Annotated in this window: 14 protein-coding genes; 6 read left to right on the top strand and 8 right to left on the bottom strand. The window is 67.1% G+C overall.

What is annotated here, in order from left to right; translation table 11 throughout:
* Window positions 1-85 precede the first annotated feature (85 nt).
* The gene (locus ACFU99_RS00255; RefSeq protein WP_384383495.1) at window positions 86-283 is read left to right on the top strand and encodes a hypothetical protein; all 198 of its coding nucleotides are present in this window, start codon (window positions 86-88) and stop codon (window positions 281-283) included.
* 151 nt (window positions 284-434) lie between these two features.
* Here ACFU99_RS00255 and ACFU99_RS00250 read toward each other — a convergent pair whose 3' ends face one another.
* From ACFU99_RS00250 to ACFU99_RS00235, 4 genes are read right to left on the bottom strand one after another with little or no spacing between them, the layout of a single operon-like run.
* Window positions 435-1,643 (bottom strand): LLM class flavin-dependent oxidoreductase, encoded by a 1,209-nt coding sequence (locus tag ACFU99_RS00250; protein WP_384383493.1) that lies wholly within the window; start codon window positions 1,641-1,643, stop codon window positions 435-437.
* Complete coding sequence (locus ACFU99_RS00245) at window positions 1,643-2,683, bottom strand: ABC transporter substrate-binding protein (RefSeq protein ID WP_384383490.1); 1,041 nt, start codon at window positions 2,681-2,683, stop codon at window positions 1,643-1,645. Before ACFU99_RS00245 ends, ACFU99_RS00250 begins: the two co-directional genes overlap by 1 nt.
* Before the next feature lie 31 nt (window positions 2,684-2,714).
* Complete coding sequence (locus ACFU99_RS00240; RefSeq protein ID WP_384383487.1) at window positions 2,715-3,587, bottom strand: ABC transporter ATP-binding protein; 873 nt, start codon at window positions 3,585-3,587, stop codon at window positions 2,715-2,717.
* Window positions 3,560-4,396 carry an ABC transporter permease gene (locus tag ACFU99_RS00235; protein ID WP_384383484.1) on the bottom strand — a complete coding sequence of 279 codons (837 nt, stop codon included), beginning with the start codon at window positions 4,394-4,396 and terminating at the stop codon, window positions 3,560-3,562. Before ACFU99_RS00235 ends, ACFU99_RS00240 begins: the two co-directional genes overlap by 28 nt.
* Before the next feature lie 400 nt (window positions 4,397-4,796).
* Here ACFU99_RS00235 and ACFU99_RS00230 point away from each other — a divergent pair, with 400 nt between their 5' ends.
* On the top strand, window positions 4,797-5,219 hold the full coding sequence (locus ACFU99_RS00230) for a YjbQ family protein (protein WP_384383482.1): 423 nt from the start codon (window positions 4,797-4,799) through the stop codon (window positions 5,217-5,219).
* A gap of 984 nt (window positions 5,220-6,203) precedes the next feature.
* On the top strand, window positions 6,204-7,415 hold the full coding sequence (locus ACFU99_RS00225; RefSeq protein WP_384383479.1) for a Shedu anti-phage system protein SduA domain-containing protein: 1,212 nt from the start codon (window positions 6,204-6,206) through the stop codon (window positions 7,413-7,415).
* A gap of 351 nt (window positions 7,416-7,766) precedes the next feature.
* Here the strand turns inward: ACFU99_RS00225 and ACFU99_RS00220 are convergent, their stop codons facing one another.
* The 4 genes from ACFU99_RS00220 to ACFU99_RS00205 are packed head-to-tail and all read right to left on the bottom strand — an operon-like array spanning window position 7,767 to window position 14,196.
* Entirely contained in the window at window positions 7,767-8,300 is a 534-nt protein-coding gene (locus ACFU99_RS00220; protein WP_384383477.1) for a hypothetical protein, read from the bottom strand.
* A complete protein-coding gene (locus ACFU99_RS00215; RefSeq protein ID WP_384383474.1) occupies window positions 8,297-9,514 on the bottom strand; it encodes a hypothetical protein in 1,218 nt (405 codons plus the stop codon). Before ACFU99_RS00215 ends, ACFU99_RS00220 begins: the two co-directional genes overlap by 4 nt.
* Window positions 9,511-12,516 carry an AAA domain-containing protein gene (locus ACFU99_RS00210; RefSeq protein WP_384383471.1) on the bottom strand — a complete coding sequence of 1,002 codons (3,006 nt, stop codon included), beginning with the start codon at window positions 12,514-12,516 and terminating at the stop codon, window positions 9,511-9,513. Before ACFU99_RS00210 ends, ACFU99_RS00215 begins: the two co-directional genes overlap by 4 nt.
* 12 nt (window positions 12,517-12,528) lie before the next feature.
* The gene (locus ACFU99_RS00205) at window positions 12,529-14,196 is read right to left on the bottom strand and encodes a hypothetical protein (protein ID WP_384383468.1); all 1,668 of its coding nucleotides are present in this window, start codon (window positions 14,194-14,196) and stop codon (window positions 12,529-12,531) included.
* A gap of 457 nt (window positions 14,197-14,653) precedes the next feature.
* On the opposite strand from ACFU99_RS00205, the gene ACFU99_RS00200 reads away from it, so the two are divergent.
* The 3 genes from ACFU99_RS00200 to ACFU99_RS00190 all read left to right on the top strand — a co-directional run bounded on the left by ACFU99_RS00200 (window position 14,654) and on the right by ACFU99_RS00190 (window position 17,809).
* Window positions 14,654-14,809 (top strand): hypothetical protein, encoded by a 156-nt coding sequence (locus ACFU99_RS00200; RefSeq protein ID WP_384383465.1) that lies wholly within the window; start codon window positions 14,654-14,656, stop codon window positions 14,807-14,809.
* 316 nt (window positions 14,810-15,125) lie between these two features.
* Window positions 15,126-15,317, top strand: coding sequence for a hypothetical protein (locus ACFU99_RS00195; RefSeq protein ID WP_384383462.1), 192 nt, complete (start codon window positions 15,126-15,128; stop codon window positions 15,315-15,317).
* A gap of 737 nt (window positions 15,318-16,054) precedes the next feature.
* Window positions 16,055-17,809 carry a CBS domain-containing protein gene (locus ACFU99_RS00190; RefSeq protein WP_384383459.1) on the top strand — a complete coding sequence of 585 codons (1,755 nt, stop codon included), beginning with the start codon at window positions 16,055-16,057 and terminating at the stop codon, window positions 17,807-17,809.
* Window positions 17,810-18,032 lie beyond the last annotated feature (223 nt).

The raw sequence follows: 18,032 nt of genomic DNA, 5'->3' as shown, positions 1-18,032 counted from the left end.
TGCGCAATCGCGCGCAATCCGCTGTGGGCCGAGGTTCTGCCGTTCCTAGCGTTGGCGACATCCGAACGACGCGAAGGAGCCAGGCATGACCGAGCCGACGAGATACAGCACACCGCCCATTGATCTCCCGGACCCGACACGCGTGTTGGAGCCGACCCCGGTGCCCGAGTGCAAGGGGTGCGTCGAGTTGGCGAAGGTGCGGGACTGGGCGCGGGCGGGTGGGGACATGACGACCGTGTCGGACTGCAATGTGCGGATCGCGCGGCATCCCGAGGGCCACTGACCGAGATCGGCCGTGCCGCCGCCGACCGTACGGCGGCGACACGGCCTCCGACCAGAAAAGGAGGTCCGTGCGACATGAGCGGTGCGGCCGTCGAGACGTACGAGACCCGCGTGCCCTGGCCCGTACCATCCGTGCGCCGCCGCCGCCGCCGCTACCGCCCACCCGCCACCAGCAGCGGCGCACCCCCAGGCGCCGAGGCCGGACGGCCATTGGCTGCCGGGACGCCCGTAAGCGGTGACGCCGGGAGCCGTGGCAGGAGGCCGCGTGCCGCGAGTTCCGGGGTGACGCCCTCGCCGAACCAGTACGCCTCTTCCAGATGTGGGTAGCCCGAGAGCACGAAGTGCTCGATTCCCAGCGCGTGGTACTCCTCGATCCGGTCCGCGACCTCGGCGTGGGAACCGACGAGGGCCGTGCCCGCGCCGCCCCGTACCAGGCCGACGCCCGCCCACAGGTTCGGCGAGATCTTCAGCTTGTCGCGCTCGCCGCCGTGCAGGGCCAGCATCCGCTGCTGCCCCACCGACTCGCTCTTGCCCAGGGCCTGCTGTGCGGCGCGCACCGTGTCGTCGTCGAGGTCGTCCAGCAGCCGGTCGGCCGTCGCCCATGCCTCGCGCGAGGAGTCCCGCGAGATCACGTGCAGCCGGATGCCGAAGCGCACCGTCCGGCCTTCGCGCTCCGCGAGTTCGCTGATCCAGTCGACCTTCCGTTTCACCTGCTCCGGCGGCTCGCCCCACGTCAGATAGACATCGACGTGCCGGGCGGCGACGGGGCCGGCCGCGGCCGAGGAGCCGCCGAAGAAGATCTCCGGCAGGGGATCGGGCGGCAGCGCCGTGAGACCCCCGCTGACCTGGTAGTGCTCGCCGTCGAAGTCGAAGGGCGTGCCGCCCCACACCCCGCGTACGACTTCCAGGAACTCCGCGGTCCGCGCGTAGCGCCGGTCGTGGTCCAGGTGGTCGCCGAAGCGCCGCTGCTCGGTGGAGTCGCCGCCCGTCACCACGTTCAGCAGCAGCCTGCCGCGTGTGATGCGCTGATACGTGGCCGCCATCTGCGCCGCCAGCACCGGCGAGATCACCCCCGGCCGGAACGCCACCAGGAACTTCAGCCGCTCCGTGTGCTGCGAGAGCGCCACCGTCGTCAGCCACGCGTCCTCGCACCACGTGCCCGTCGGCGTCAGCACGGCCTCGAAGCCCAGCCGCTCCGCCGCCTTGGCGATCTGCGCCAGATAGTCGATGTCGGGCGCGCGCACCCCGCTCACCGGCGTGATGCGCGAGCGCTTGATGCCGCCGTCCGTATAGGCGTGGCGGTCCACGAGCGTACGGCCGTCGCCGCCCGTCGGCAGGAACCAGTGCAGGTGTACGGACATCAGGAAGCCTTTCCATAGGTGCGCGGTGCGGTGGTGGACGGCGGCAGGGAACCGTTGAACCCGCGGTCCACGAAGTCCCCGAAGCGGTACGCGCGGGGGATGAGCCCGAGCCGCGCGAAGGTGTCGACGATCTTCTGTTCGGCGGCGACGGCCGCGTCGTCCACGGCCACCGGAACCCGGGTGCCCGCGCTGCGCCGCACGGCGTCCAGCGCCACGTCGTACGGCAGCCCGGTGTCCTTCGCCCACACCTTGGCCCAGTCCTCCGAGTGCTCGTGCACCCAGTCCTGCGCCCGGCGCAGCCGCTCGACGTAGTCCTTGACCGCCGCCGCCTTCTTACCGTTCGCGAGCGCGCCCGGCGCGGCGACCTGGAAACTCAGGCCGTTGACCACGCCCTGCCCGGTCGTGAGCGTACGGGCGGCCGCCTTGCGCAGCGCCTGCGAGGTGTATGGGTCCCAGACCGCCCAGGCGTCCACCTTGCCGCGGCTGAACGCGGCCAGCGCGTCGGCCGGCTGGAGCAGACTCAGCCGTACGTCCTTCGGCGACAGTCCGGCCTTCGCCAGCGACGCCACGAGCTGGTAGTGCGCGGAACTGCCCTGCGCCACCGCGATGGACCTGCCCCGCAGATCGGCGGTCCGCTTGAGCGGCGAGTCCTCGCGGACCAGGATCGCGTCGGCCGCCGCCGACCCGTGCGTGGCCGCCACGATCTTGATCTTCGACTTCGCGGCGGCGGCGAAGACGGGCGGCGTATTGCCGACCCCGCCGACGTCCACCGCCCCGGCGTTGACCGACTCCAGCAGCGGCGGCCCGGAGGTGAACGTCGACCACTTGATCTTGTACGTCAGGCCGTCCAGCTCCCCGGCGGCCCGCAGTACGGCCTCCGAACCGCCCTTCTGGTCGCCGACGTTCAGCGTCACCGGGCCCTTGCCGTCGGTGCGGCCGCCGACATCGGCGGCGGACGAACCGCCGCAGGCGGTCAGGGCGAGCGCCAGGAGGGGAAGGAGGAGGAAGGGCAGGGGGGAGGGGCGCGGAGGCCGTCTCATGTCACAGGTCCGATCATCGTTGGTATCGCCGTCACGCGGATGCGGGCGTGGTCTCAGGGGTGTCGACCGTGTCGCGGGAGCCGCCCTCTCCCGTCTCCTCCACGCCCAGCCGCCCCAGGAGTTCGGCGCGCAGGGCGGCGAAGGCCGGGCCGGCGACGTCGCGCGGGCGCTCCAGCTCGACCGTCCGCCCGTACGCGATCACGCCCCGGTCCATCACCAGCACCCGGTCGGCGAGCAGCAGCGCCTCCTCGACATCGTGCGTGACCAGCAGCACCGCACAGCCGCGCCGCTGCCACAACTCCGCCACCAGCCGCTGCGCCGTGATGCGGGTCAGCGCGTCCAGCGCGCCGAACGGCTCGTCGAGGAGCAGGAGATCGGGCTCCCGTACCAGTGCCCGCGCGAGCGAGGCGCGCTGTGCCTCGCCGCCGGACAGCGTCGCGGGCCAGGCGTCGGTCCGGTGGCCGAGGCCGACCTCCGCCAGCGCCTGCTCGGCGCGCTCGCGATCCGGCCGTCCGGGCAGTCCCAGCAGCACATTGCGCCACACCCGCTTCCACGGCATCAGCCGGGGCGCCTGAAAGGCGACGGCCCTGCGGCGCGGTACGAGCACCTCGCCGTCGATCTCCCGGTCCAGCCCGGCCAGTACGCGCAGCAGCGTCGACTTGCCGCAGCCGCTGCGGCCGAGCAGGGCCACGAACTCGCCCTTCTCGATGGACAGGTCAAGCTGGTCGATGACGGCGCGGTCGCCGAAGGACCTGGTCAGCCCCGAGATCTGAACGGCCGAGGGGCCGCCGCCGGAGCTGCCACCGGGGCCGCTGTCGGGGCCGCTGTCGGGACTGCCGTCAGGGCTGTCGCCGGGGCCGCTGTCGGCCGAAGAGATCACTGGCCGGTGAAGGTCGGTCGCCATTGCAGCAGCAGCCTTTCGAGGAAGCGGACGATGAAATCGGCGACGAGGCCGAGCACGGCGTAGACCACCAGACACACCACGATCACGTCGGTACGCAGGAACTCCCGCGCCTGGTTCATCAGGAACCCGATGCCGTCGTCGGCGTTGATCTGCTCGCCGAAGACGAGCGCCAGCCAGGCGGTGGCGAGCGCGTAGCGCAGCCCGGTCATGGCCCCCGGCAGCGCGCCCGGCAACACGACATGCCGGATCAGCCCCCACCGGCCGAGCCCCAATGAGTCGCCCGCCTCCACGAGTTGCGGATCGACCCCGCGAATCCCCGCGTAGACGTTGAGATAGAGGTGGAAGGCGACCCCGAGCGCGATGAGCGCGACCTTCGGCGCCTCGCCGATCCCCAGCCAGATGATGAACAGCGGGATCGCCCCGACCCACGGAATGCTCCGCAGCATCTGCACGGTCGCGTCCAGCAGATCCTCGCCCAGCCGCGACAGTCCGGACACGAGCGCGAGCCCGGTCCCGACGACGACGCCGAGCGCCAGCCCGACGGCCACACGCTGCACCGAGACCAGCATCGCCGACGGCAGCGTCCCGTCCGCGAGCATGTCGCGCCCGGTCGCGGCCATAGCCCCCGGCGACCCGAGCGCGTCGGGCCGCAACAGCCCCGTGGAACTGGCCGCCTGCCATGCCACGAGCAGCAGTACGGGCCCCCAGGCGCGCCGCAGCCGGCGCGGCGACCGCGAACGGCGCGAGCCGAGGGGAGCGATGCGTTCGAGGGGCGGCGAGATCTCCGGCGGGGCATGACTGACGCTCATCAGGGCTCCGGGGCAGCGGCGGGGTACGCGTCAGCGGCCCTGCCCGGGGCAGGGCACGGCGGCGCACGAGACGCGAAGGGAAGTACGTAAGGCAGGGGGAGAGAGGAATGCAGAAGAAAGGAGGAAGCGAAGAGCCGACGAATCGAAGAAAGGTCAGCGGCCGCGACGACACGCGGCAGAGGCCACCCGCAGCAGGTCGATGTGACCGCGCGTGATGAGCCGGGCTGACGTAGACATGCCGTGAACGTAGCGATCCGCACGCCGCCGGGGCAATGGCCGTCTCACCAGACGGACCTTTGTTGCGACAGTCTTACGGGCGTACGTACGGGTGCTCGGGAACGGTGACCCGCCCGAGCGCCGGCGTATGCGCGAGCGCCGCCGCATGCACCAGGATGGGGCCATGGCAGACGCTCTTCGGACCAGCATCCTGGACATCACCACCGGCTCCACGCAGACGGTGTACGACCTGACCGGCGACTGCGAGGCGTTCCTCCGCGACGAGGCCCCCGACCGCGACGGTCTCCTCAACATCTTCGTGCCGCACGCCACCGCGGGCGTCGCGATCCTGGAGACCGGCGCGGGCAGCGACGACGACCTCATCGCGCTGCTGCGCGACCTGCTCCCCGCCGACAACCGCTGGCACCACCGCCACGGCACCCCGGGCCACGGCCGCGACCACGTACTCCCCGCCCTGGTCGCACCCCACGCGACCCTCCCGGTCCTCGCGGGCCGACTGGCCCTGGGCACCTGGCAGTCCGTCTGCCTCGTCGACACCAACGTCGACAACCCGCGGCGACAGGTGCGGTTGAGCTTCCTCGGTTAGGGCGTCGGCTCGGCCGGACTGCGGACTGCTAGTCCGGCCGCGCCCACTGAACTCCCGAGTGTGGCTACTGCCGCTTGCCAGAAGATTCTTCGTCTGTTGGTGTCACATGGTCAATGTTGCTGTTGAACCGGGCCGGCTCTCGGGCAGGCAGATGACCGCACATGTGCGCTTGGAGCGCTCCGCTGAAGGCCAGGCCGGACAGTCAGGCTCTGCCTGCGGCCGTGAGTTGGTCCATTTTGCCCGCGTGACACGGTTATGACGTCGCGGTAATGCTGGTCGACGCGGCGTGGTGTGAAGAAGCGGGCAGTCTGCTGACAGCGCTCACGGTGTTCCGGTCCGTCTCGGCAGAGTACCGGCCGTTGGATGGGTGAGGGCAGGTTCTCGGCGGTTTCGATACCGAGACCGAGTGCACGGCGGCGGTGTTGCGCAGCGCGGTGCGGTGCTTCGTCGTATCCGTTCACCTGCCAGTTGCCTTCGCCGACGCGCGGCACGGGGCAGTCCGCTGCTGCCTCCTGTCCGAGCTTGTGGTAATCGGAAGCCCGGTCCTCGACGGCCACGTGCGACACCTCCCTTTCTCGAAGACGATGCCGCGTGCGCAGATGCCACTATGCGGCTCCCTACGCCCGCGTGCCTGCTCCGCACCTTGGCATCGGCCCCACCCGTTGGACGCCGGGGCCGTGCGGTCGGCTCGTTGAATCCTTCCCACCGCTCTCCCGTACCGTCATTGGGACGGCGCCCAGCGCGAGCCCGAACGATCACTGCGCCCCACGCGGTGCTGCTGCCATGGGAGCCGGTCTGCCGGAGGACTCGGGGTTCGTTTGGACAAGCTGGCGAATCAGAGAGAGCTGCCAGCGAGGTGGGTATCCATTTGCCGGAAGCCGGCCCGAGGCCCTTGCTCGTGTGGGCAGAGGGCGCGGCCAGCGGCGTACGCAAGCAGGGGCTCCGACAGGTGGTCTGTCAGACCCGTGCGTCAGAATCTTGCTCATGCCTACACGATCCGACCTGGCTCTTGAGCTCCACCTCGGCAAGATCTTCTCTGCTGCAACGGCGGAGACCGTGAAAAGCGCAGTGACGGTCGCTCTGTGTCACGTGCAATCGGGAACTGGAGGGAGAAGGAGGGGAGGGAAGCGGCTGGCGGAACTTCTCAAGCAGGCGCGATTTTTGGCGGCCAAGGAAGAAGAATGGGAGATTGTAAGGTCCGTGCAAGACGCTATCCATTACACGGAGGGGCGACTTCTGAGGCCCGACTATGAAGAGAAGTACCGGTTGCAGTACCTGGACCGTGGTCCGCGTGACGAGTTGGGGCTTGGATCTATCGCGAGGACTGTGGCCATCACTAACGAGTTCTGGTGCCAGGAAGCCGAGAAGTATTTGAGTGAGCACCCTGAGGCTGTTCTTGCGGAGGTTCTGGAGCATGTGCGCAAGTTGGGACAAGATGCCGAGTTCATGCAAGCCCCTGTAGAAGATCCGGCGCGATACCACATCTCACGTGGGATCGCCGAGCGCGCGCTGTGGACGGAGCGTGTGTTGAGGAACCGAGTTGAGGTGACGGATCCGAAGGAAGCCATCCGCCGTATCATGTCTTCCCCTGAAGCCCTCTCAGTCCTGGCGGGAGATGAAGATGGGCGAACCGTCCTGCAAGCGGCGGAACTTCAGCGCCGGGACGCCCATCTGCGCGAGCTGCGTCGGGTGGCCGAAGATGCAACTGCGTCCGAACACGCCTTGCAGCGGGTGTTGAAGGGGATGTACTGGGTATTCGGCGGTCGTTTCATCGGTGAGGCCCAGCAAAGAAGGCTAGTGCCTGGGGATGAGGTAGATATTCCCCTGATTCGTGGCGACGGATCGCTTCACATAGTTGAGTTGAAGCAAGCGGCGGCGGTCAAGCTGGTGAAGGGGCATCGGGGCTCTTGGGTGCCCAGGAGAGAGGTGAATGACGCCCTGGGGCAAGCCATCAACTACCTGGTTGGCCTGGATGAGAATCGAGAGCGTATATATGCGGAGTTCGGTCTTGATACGCGTCGCGCCAGCGCGCTCGTCCTCATCGGGCATCCACTGAGTCAGCCAGAAGTTGACGAAAAGGAAATCAATGATGCTCTGAGGATTTACACATCGCATCTGAACCGCATTGAGATCCTCACCTACAAGGAGCTGATCGATAATGCGGAAAGGACCCTCGCGGCGGGTGACGTGATGTGACCTCGCTCCTCGAAGGGGTCGTTGGGGAGCGTCTGAGCTCTGGGCTTGGCCATTTCGTCGGCCCGTGTGAGGTGCGGGATCACGTAGCGTTTGCGATGCAAGACTCCTGGATGCCGGGCGAGACGTGGGTGCTGCACCGACACACGTGCTGATAGAGATGGCTCATGTCTGTCCTATGAGATAGCTGGGCGGTGACCGGGAAGCTCGTTCAATCGGGCGAATTTCCCGGTCTCGTTACCGCAGGGGGCCTCCCGGCCTTACCGTTTTCGATTACGGGCTCATCGCGCTCGCTGGTTAGCTGGCAGTGCGACGTCTGGGGCCCAAGCCTCGCGACGAAGGTCCTTGGCCTGGTCAGCCCCTGAGCTCGGCGTAGCGGGCGATCTGGAAGGCCAGACCGATGACCGCAGTTGTCTCGACCAGCGAGATAAGGAGCAGTGGCCACTGAGTCGGGCCGAGCAGCCAGTAGACGGTTAGCGCCGCAAGTGGCGCCCCACAGAACGTCAGCAGATCCACGAAAAGCTGGAATCGCTTTCGTGAGCGGCGGTGTACATCGCGACGGTGCGAAGATTCCCAGCCAAAGACGAGGGCATCGGCCTGGTTTGGCATCAGTTCCAGGCAGCGAGGGGCAAGTTCGTCACGTAGGTATCGGCCCATGGCTGAAATTTTCTCGTCGTTGACCAGGTAGGTCCATCCCAGGATGACGGACAGCGGGGGTAGTAAGAGCAGCATTTCAAGGTGGTCGTCCCGAGCCAGCGTCGAGCCGATAACCGCTGCCATGGCGCCGAGGGTGGCGTAGATGAGGTTGTCGCGGAAACCGATACGGGCTCGCTGCTCCTGTTTGATCTGCTCGTACTCGGCAAGCAGGACTTGGCCGGTGTCGATCACTCTTGTTCATTCTCCAGTCGGGCCAATTGGGTTTCCAGCCCGCTGAGTCCGGTCTTCTCAGCGCCGCTGCGGAGTCGGGACACTTCGGGTACCGCCAGGCGTAGTTGGAGGGCCAGGCGAGTGATGAGTTCTTCCGCCTCCTGCCGAGTGACTTGCCGACGCGATCCCATTCGTTGGTCCAATCGGTCAAGGAGAGCGCGTTTACGCGGTGTTTCCTCTTGACACCACACGCGGAAAAAGCGGTTGCCTGCCATGCGGTAACTACCGATGCGGGACACGGGGATCCCCTTCGCACCGAAGGCGGTGGCGGGCAGCGAGACCGACCAGGTACCGTCGTCGTCCTGCTCCGGGGCGACGGAGTCGAGGCCCTGCTCACGGAGCCACTTCCGAGCGGACCGCAGGAGGCGCTCGTCCGCCTCATCACTCATTTCCTCATTGTCGAGAGCGCTGATCAGCTCTGGAGTACGGGTGCAGAGCTCGCTGAGCTCCGGGTCGTGTGAGGTTCCCGCCTTGGCCTGACCATAGACCAGGAGCCCCTTCCGGCCGCGGACCAGGTTGACGGGCAGGAAGACGAGGGCTTCGCTCAGACACTCCAGGGCGTCCAGGGCGACGGGCAGGTTGAACCGGGCCCGGTCCTTACGGTCCTTGAGGCGGTCCAGGGCTGAGCGGTCGAAGCCCGATGTCACCTGGATCGGTGTGAAGCGCGGGTAGTGGTCGCGTCGTTGCGCCCGGGCCAATTCGTCGCCGGACAGAAAGGTCACGACATCGTCGTCGTAGTGGTCCCGAGTCAGCGGGGTGCAGCTCAGAGCCTCAAAGTACAGCTTGCGCCGGTCCTGGCGGGAGACCACATAGCGGACATCGTCGTCCACGGAGCGCTGTCCCAGCGGTGTCAGGGACAGCCGGCCTCCGGACCCCTCCCGCAGGTGTCCGATCCTGGTCAGGAAATGCACGGCCTGCGAGACCAAGGCGCGGTCCAGGGCAAAGAACGCGGCGAGCTCGTCTACAGTATGCAAGGCGCCGTGGCGCAGCCCGCGCTCCAGGAACCGGTCGATCAGGAAGAATGCCTCGCCCTCGGTAATGTCGGCGCGGATTTCCACCTGCCAGACCGGCAGCAGTAGTGAGTAGATCCGGGTGGGTACGATGCCCTGGCCGAAGGCGGCATCCTCCAGAACTCGCTCTTCGGGGAAGTTCATCAGGCGGGGAGCAGGCGTCACGATCGGCCTCTTTCTGGGGATACGCCAGCAGCTTCGCCCACGTCCGAGACGGCTTCGCCGAGGGTCGCCATGACGTCCCGATATGCCTGTAGGTCGCCGCGGTCGAGCAGATGCTGGTGCAGGTCGCCCATGAGAGTGCGGAAGCCGGGATCATCCGCACACATCAGAGTGCTCAGGTCACCCGCAAGGACTAGTTGGCTCTTGGCCCGAGTGAAGGCGACGTTGGCGCGGCGTAGTTCCTTGAGAAACCCAATCCGGCCTTCAGGGTTGCTGCGTGTGAAGCCGTACAGGACGATGTCGCGCTCTCCTCCCTGATAGGAGTCGACGCTGCCGACCGAGGCCTCCGCAAGCTGGGAGTCGCCGATGAGGGGGGTCAGATGGCGGATGATCTCCAGACGCTGAGCGAGGTAGGGGACGATGACCACCCACTCGGAACCCCGGTGGTGGTAGAAGGCGGCGAGGCTGGCCAGAAGACGTGCTTCACAGGTGTTGAAGGGGCCCTTGCGACCACGACCCTCGGTGCGACGGCCCCCCGACTCACGACGTACGTGGTCAGGCAGAGCGGCAGTGTTGACGAAGGCTATCGGGCTCGCGAACAAGGGGTCGGTGTGCCGGTGGACCTTCTCGGTGAGCAGTTCTCCCCGGTAGAAGGTGGCCGAGATGAAGTCGGCGATCTCGGCGGGCATCCGACGCTGGCGGGTCAGCTGCACGACGTGGGAGTAAGGCAGTCCGGCCCGCAAGCGTTCCAAGGCGCTCTGTGAAATCAGTCGGACCAGTTCGGGGTCGCCGATGTTCTGTGCCCACTCGTCCACCTCAGAGTCTCGGAAGGGTGGCAGTTGCCGGTCGTCACCGACCAGGACCCCACGGCGAACCCGGGTCAGGGGCACCAGCGTGTCCGCGACGCCGATCTGGCCGGCTTCATCGACGATCCCCAAGTCGAAATCGACTCCGGCCAGTTCAGCGCGAGATGCGGCGCCGATGCAGGTGGCGCCGACCACCTGGGCGTAGCGGACGAGTTCGGGCACCAGCTGGCTCGGTTCCTGGCCTATGGCAGCCTGCCACTGCCGGGTGAGCTCCTGGCGTTGCGAGAGGAGCGGCAGCCAACCCTCCAGCCGCCCGTGCAGGGTATGCAGCGTGGCTGCCGCATCGGCCGGAACCGTCAGGCGAGTGGGCATGGGCGTGCCTGGCACGGCCGCAGCCAGCGCTTGGACGGCCATGTCAGCGGCCTCGTAGGCAGACTGAAGGCTATCGCTCAGGCGGCGTTCTGCTGCCTGACGTGCGATCCGGGCTGCACTGACGGCAGTGTCCCGGCGGACCGCGAGCTCTGCCTCGACACTCGCTGCTTTGGCCTTCTGACGCAGGTCGGCGCCCAGTGTCTCGAGCTGCTGAATCTCGGCCCACACTGTGGTGAATTCCTCTTCCCGGCGGTGAGCTCGGGAGCGGTGCAGTCGACCGGTGAAAAGGGCGTTGGAGCGCTGCCGCTCGGACTGTGCCTTCTTCTGGAGACGCGTGGCCCGCTCGGTCAGCGACTGCAGCGTCGACTTCTGTTCATGCTCCTCGCGCTGGAGCGCCGCTAACTGTTCCTGGGCCGGTGCGGCTGCCGCTTGGATAGCCTCTTGTAGACGCAGGGCGGCGGTTTCCGCTTCTTCCATCAGACCGTCTACTTGGTGGATTCGAGCGGCGAGTTCGCCTGTCCACGGCTCTACGGCTGCTGCCTCTCGGTAAGCCTGGGTGCGCTGGGCCATAGCGTGTCGGATTTCCTCGGAGAGGCTCTCCGACTGTTCCTCCAGGAGGAACGGTTTAACATCGGCGTGAACTTTGTCCTCGTCTCCGACCCGGATCACCACGAGATCTCGTGGCAGTCGGGCCAGTACGTTGTCCACGGCGCGGTTGGTGTGGGAGGTAACGAGCACCCGGCCACCGTCGGCGGTGGTGGTTGTCGCGGCGGTGTGGGCGATCTCCGTGATAGTACGGGTCTTGCCGGTGCCGGGAGGCCCGAGCACCACCAGCAGGTCCTCAGTTGTCAACGCCTTGCGAAACGCCTCAAGTTGCTCGGGATCGAGTTCTTCGTGCGGTTGGGCGGTCGTGTGTGGGATCGTGCGCACGTGGTGTTCGACTACGGCCGGTAGGAGGCCCGCGTTCTTGGTGTCCCTTCTGCGAAGGCTTGCCACGGCCTGTCGCTGCTTGTTGAAAATCACGCTGTTCGGGATGAGTTCCAGAGCGCCGCGTGCCGGAAGCCGGTCCCATGACACGGGCTGGTCGAAGCGGACAGTGAGGGAGCGGTCTGCTGCTCTGCTGACTTTCCCACGGGTCTCTGTGTCGCCCTGAATGCGGACGAAGGCGCCAGTAGGCGGCAGCTTTTCCCCGATAAGCTGGAATTCGTAGACGGAACGTGGAGCGTTGCTGCGCTTGCCGCCGGTGGCCGTGAGGCGCTGATACGGGAAGGGGGCAGCCTGACGTTCTTCCCGTGTCGTGATCTCCTCGGTCGTATCGATCAGCTGGTCCACTGCATCGAGGAACTCCGACTGGGCTTCGCTGATGGCAGGGGTTTCCCGCTGCTGTGACTGTGTCTGGCCGAGACTCTGCCACGCCTCGTCGAGCTCCTGCCACTGGGCGTCCGAGCCCTCGGGTACGGCCTTCAGTTCAAACACCATGTGCCAGGCAGGTGGGCGCACCAGCAGGCAGGCCTTGGCGAGGCGCGCATGGTCGGCCAGGCGCAGTGGATCAATGTGCTTGACGAAGTAGCCGGTACCTCGGTTCGTGACCTCCAGGCGCAACCGGTATGTACGTGTATGGACCAGCAAGGACGGCTTGTACTTGCCGTTGGCCGGACTGATGCTCATGGCGGCGCCGCCTTCGAGCTGGTTGAGATCGTGCACGATTTGCGCGACATCGGGCGGCAGGCCTGCACTGGATTCGGCTTTCGTGCGGAGCTGGTTGTCAAAGTCGATCCCTGGGATGAGCACCAGTGGAGCGCGCAAGGTGACGGTGGTGACGGACAACGGTGGCGCTCCTCAGCGCTGGGGCGGCGGGACGGACGTCAGCTCGCGTGCGGCGGCGACCAGGGCAAGGCGGAGAGTGCGGGCTCTTGGGCGGGCTCCGGGCTCCTCGCGCAGGGCACCGGCGACCGCGTGGACGAGACTGTCCGGTACGGAGGCCGAGCCACGGTAGGGAGGTAGTCCGGGCCCGGGGAGCCGGCCGGTCAGCGCTTGGTGCAGCAGCGCGCCCAACTGGTAGACATCGGTGGCGGGTCCTGGGCGTACGCCGGAGCCGTACCGTTGCTCGGGTGCTTGATAGGGCCCGGGATTCTCACCTCGGCGGGGTGGCACGGTGGCGAGACCGAAGTCGCGCAGCACCATGTGTGGCCGATGCATGATGACCGCGGTCGGCCGGAGTGCCCGGTGCGAGAACCCCTCGCCGCTCAATCGCTCCAGGACTTGGGTTACTTCAGCGAGCCCTTTCACGATGGACCACAGGCGTAGGGGATCCGTCGGCGTCGGGAGTTCGGGCAGCAGTTCGTGGAGGGTCTCCAGGGGACGGCCGAGCTGTGGATCACCAGGCCAGGCCAAGGCGAGAGTGGCAGTGTTCCCGCTGTGGGCCAGCTGCACGACGTCGGGGCCGCGGAGGCGTCGACACAGTCCGGCCTCCTGTTCGAGCATGGTGAAATAGCTCGGACGGGGCAGCGGTCGTGTGCACTCGACTTGACGCAGCCAGACGTAGGCACTACAGGTCTCTTCGTCAGACACCAGACGTGCCACGGCCTGACGCCGTAGCATGTCGCCGTCCCGCGACTCGTGAAGGAGGTCCCCGGGACCTTCGTACAGCAGGTATTCCTGTCCTCCGGCTTTGACGAGGGGCCGGCTGCTCCAGGTCGTTGGTCCGGGGGAGCTGTCAGGGCCTGACACCACGACGACGGTGGGCTCCAGAGGTCGTTTCTGGACCGTTCGCCCGGCGGGGCGCAGGTCGCGCAGCACCCGCAGGGCGAAGGCGGCGGCATGCCGCGCCGCAGTTTCCTGGGAGCCAGTGGCATCGCACACGGCCTTGTCCGGGTCGGCGAAGTCACTGATGCCGCGGATGGAGAGGGTGTGCACCGCACGGTTCATCCTGGTCGCGTGGGTGACGCCGTGGCTCTCCATATCGATGGCCACGGCGTCGTTGTAGTGTCGACGGATCCGGAGGGCCGTCTCGGAGTCGCGGGAGCCGAGCAGTACGTCACCCGAGGCGATCGGTTCGAAATGAACCTGAGGCGGTGTGGCGGGACGGGTGTCTGGGGAGAGGAAAGCCCAAGGGGCGTTGCGCCGGGCGGAGCGCACCAATTGGTCCATGTCGTACGCCGGCTCCCAGGCGTCGGGCCGGGCGGCGAACCCGTCCGCGCTCTCGCGTCCGCCGTGGTAGCCGTAGACCTTTCTGGCGACGACAACGTCACCGAGGAGGACGTTGTCCTTGAGGGCACCGGCGACGCCGACGAAGAGTACCGCCTCGGCGTCGAAGTACTCGATCGTGGGCTGCGTGACGAGGGCTGCACGGGTGTTGGTGGGGCCTGTCTCCGCCAGCGCCACATCCCAGTTGAGGCCAGGTATCCGGCCGACGTCGAGGAGGGTGCCCTGTGGCAGCTTGACCTCGTGGACGTCCTCCATGTGCTGGCGCACCGCTTCGTATTCCACTTGCAAGGCAGTGAGCACGACTACGGTGGGCCGCTGCCCCGTCGCTCCCCCCAACGAAAACCCTCGCCTTCACAGGATCTCAGACCGAATCTCACGAGTCCCGGCGATCGTCCAGCCGGGCACATGAAGTGGCAGGAAGGCTCAGTTTAGCCCGGGCTCCTTGGAGGGCGCTCGCCGGTAGGAATCTCCTGACGAGGCTTGCTCCGGCGACAGCGAGGAACAAGCCAGTGCGATCGCTGCATCGGGTAACCGCCGGATTCGATTCAGTAGCTGTGAAGCGGTCCAGAGCGCGGGGGAGCGGTGAGCCCCTGATGCCTACGCTGACGGTTGCCTTTACGGTGTTTCGTTGACAACAACGTCGATAATCCGCGGCGCCAGGTCCGGCTGAGCTTCCTGGGCTGGCCCGAGTTCGTCCTGCGGCCACCCACTCTCCGTACTGGCCGGCCGAAACGGAGAAGCGGTGTGTGGTGTGAACATGGATGTGGTGGAACCGCCCTGGGACGGTTGCGGGAAGAGCCTGGTCGGCCTACGGCAGTTGTCCCGTATAAAGGCGGCCACCATGTCGCTGGAACGGCAGTGGCAAGACGTGCTGACAGCCGCTGTGGCGATCGGCGGACACATCATCTGCTGAGCCGGCGGCTGGGAGGTCTCCGGTGCCACCGATCCGGTGACCGGGCCGCAATTGGGGCCATGGCCGCGGGACGAGAAGGCTGTACAGACAAACTTCAGCGGACGTGCCGCGGAGGTATGTATGCACAGCTCGCAACGAGGGCTGGCCCAGTGCGATGGGGTGCCGGTCGGTTCCTCTCGTACATGCTCACCAGCTCGACGAAACCGTCGAACGCTGGTTCTTGCGCGTCGAGGCGCTGTACGCACGGGGCCAGGTGGTGCCCCTGAGGCATATCCCGGGGCCCGCACTCCTCCCCTTGCCGGAGGTGCGGGCGGACGTGAGCCGCGTGATCGAGTTCTTCGGCTTGCTCGGCTACACGCAGATCCTGCCGCACCTCGCGGGCGCGCTCGACGCGCACAGGACCATCGCCGAGCTTGAGAAACGGCTCCGCGGCCCCGCCGGTCGGAGAACGGCATCCTCGCCGTCTACTACGCGGGACACGGCCTGCGGAATTACCATCACGCACTGACCTGCCGCAACAGCCGCCGATGCGGTCGAGGAAGGGAACACGCAACTGGTGTTCAGCCTGGCCTTGATCAGAGGGCTGGGTGGCGATCTCCGACGGCGATGAGGCACATCCGCGTCGGGCTTCGCATTGCGGTCACACTCGTGCGTCAAGCGATCTGGTTCGACTGCGAACACTGGCGGGAGACCGTGAGGCAGCCGCTCGGTACGCCCTCGAAGCTACCGATCAGGGTTACTCCGGTTTCCTCGGCGTCTCGGTGGAGCCGAGGGAACGAGATCACCTCCCGGCAACTCGACGGCTGGCTCACTGTGCGGCTGACGCTGGGTACGCGCCCGTCCTGATCCGGCTGGCCGTGCTCCGTACCTCGGGGGAGGGGGCCGGCAGTCTGTGATTGTGGCTCTGGCGATATGGCCTGACCGCAGATGGTGGCATCACGAGCTGCGGGGCCAGAGACAGCGGGCCGCCGTCGGCAGTCTGCCCCCGCGGATGAGTTTTCAAGGATCTGCCCAGAGGAAAGACCCACCTCCGTGGCCACGGGAAGGGAAGAATCCGCATGCGGAGGCCGCACGGCCATGCTGCGGAGGGAGACAGTACACAGCGCCTTGGACACCCCATATGCCATTTCTGGTATATGGGGCAATAGGGGGGTGTCGGGGTCGCCAGTGCGGATTTGCCTTGCGAACGTGTGTCGGATGTCGCGAAGATCTGACGCGTAGTCGAGATCGATTCGGGGTGGCGGCATGCGGGCGTGGGTGGTCAGGGCGGGGCGGAGGGGTGAGCGTGAGGCGGAGGCGCTGGAGCGCGGGTTGGTGATCGCCGGCTGGCCCGGCACCGAGGATCTTTCCAGCAGCGCCGGTCGCAACGCGATACGTCATGTCGTTGATGCTGCCTATCCGGATGAGAACGCGTACACACGCGGCAATTGGACGGGCCAACTCTTCCGCTTCCGGCATGAGATGGCCGTGGGCGACCTCGTCGTGCTGCCCCGAGTCGACGGCGCGTACGCGATCGGGTTCGTGACCGGTGAATACGCGTTCTGGCCGGGCGAGCCGGACGGAATGCGTCATGTGCGTCGCGTCGACTGGAAGATCGGGGAACTGACGCGTGACACCTTCCGACCGGATCTGTTGCAGTCGCTGGGATCGTTGCAGACCGTCTTCGAGCTGCGCCGTTACGACGCGGCGAGGCGTCTCGCGGAGGTGGTTCAGGGGAATGCCGACCCCGGCAGGCCGGACGACGGAGAGCCTGGCGCGAACCTGGTCGCCCGACGCCAGCTGATCGAGAGGGTACGGGACGAGGACCGTCAAGCGGCGGAACCCACCCGGCTCACCGTTCGCAAGCTCCTGGAACTGTGGGATGCGGAGCGGCGCTCCCCGACTGCCGTGGCACGGATCCAGCGCGACCTCGACGACGCGGGCCTGCTGTCGATTCCTCCCTTCACGGAGGGCACGCTCGACAGCGTCATCGCAGTGGTGGCGGCGGGCGAAGAGCCGGCCGCGGACGGGGCCACCCTGCTCACGCGGCTTGCTCGCGCCGAGGCGGTGGGCGAGCCTGCCGGTGGGCCGTCCCACGGGGAGAGCACGCAGGGGGCTCGTGACATGTCCGGAGTGGTCCAGCGGGTCGTCGGAGCGACGCGCACGGACCTTCCACGGCAGCGAGCGGGCGACGCCGACCTGGTTGTGGGGGCGATTCCGGCAGGAGCGCCGACCGTCGAGGCGGACGAGATCGGCGAGGCGGACGCGGACGGGGGCATGGGGCATCCATCGGTCGCCTATCTCGTCGGCAACCTCCCCTCGGCGAACGCCCCCGTCGACTTCGTCACGCCCGCGGACACACTGGCGAACGCGCAGACGCGGATGATGCTGAAGGAGTACAGCCAACTGCCCGTCCTCGACGACAGCGGTCGGCTGCTCGGCGCTGTCAGCTGGACATCCATCGGCGGCGCGCTGATGTTCAGCCCTGACGCAACTCTCGCCGACGCCACCGTCACCGCTCCGCAAGTCCCCGCAACCGAACATTTCCTCGACTGCATCAGTCTGATCGAGAAGCACGGCTTCGTACTGGTCAGGAACGACGCGCACCGGGTGTGCGGGATCGTCACTCCGTCCGACATCGCGGGCGAGTTCCGCAGTCGCGTCAGCCCGTTCGTACTGATCGAAGAGGTCGAGCAGCGACTCCGGCGGATCGTCGACCGGCGTCTCGACATCGAGCACATCCGTGCGTGTATTGCGAAGAAGAACAAGAAGAAGGCATCCCTGGCCGAAGACGCTACGGCACTCACCCTGGGCAACTACCCTCACCTCTTCAGGGACCCGGTCGCCTGGGAGTACGCCGGGATCCCCCTCGACCAGAAGCACTTCACCGGTGCTCTCGAACACTGTGCCGAGCTGCGCAATGACCTGATGCACTTCAGTCCGGACCCGATCGGTCAGGCGCAGATCGACTCCCTCAACGGTCTGCTCGGTCTGCTGCGGAAGCTGGATGTATCAGGATGACGCTTCTCACCGTGGTACTGCCGTGGGCACCACGAACCCGCGCGGGCCGAAGGCCCCGGTCGTTCGTCCCCAGTCCGCGAGACTGCTCCGGGCCGCCGAGCTGTGATCAGTATGCTAATCCTGTGATGTGTCCGTGCTGGCTCTCTCCGTCCATTGCTTGCGCCAAGGTGAGCACGTATGCACCAGGGGAGGCCGCATCATCCGAGCGGCCGGCGGGGGGAGT

The organism is Streptomyces sp. NPDC057654 (genome assembly GCF_042800135.1).
Classification (GTDB): domain Bacteria; phylum Actinomycetota; class Actinomycetes; order Streptomycetales; family Streptomycetaceae; genus Streptomyces.
Note: the sequence above shows the minus strand (reverse complement) of the source record. Positions and strands in the feature narration are given on the sequence as shown.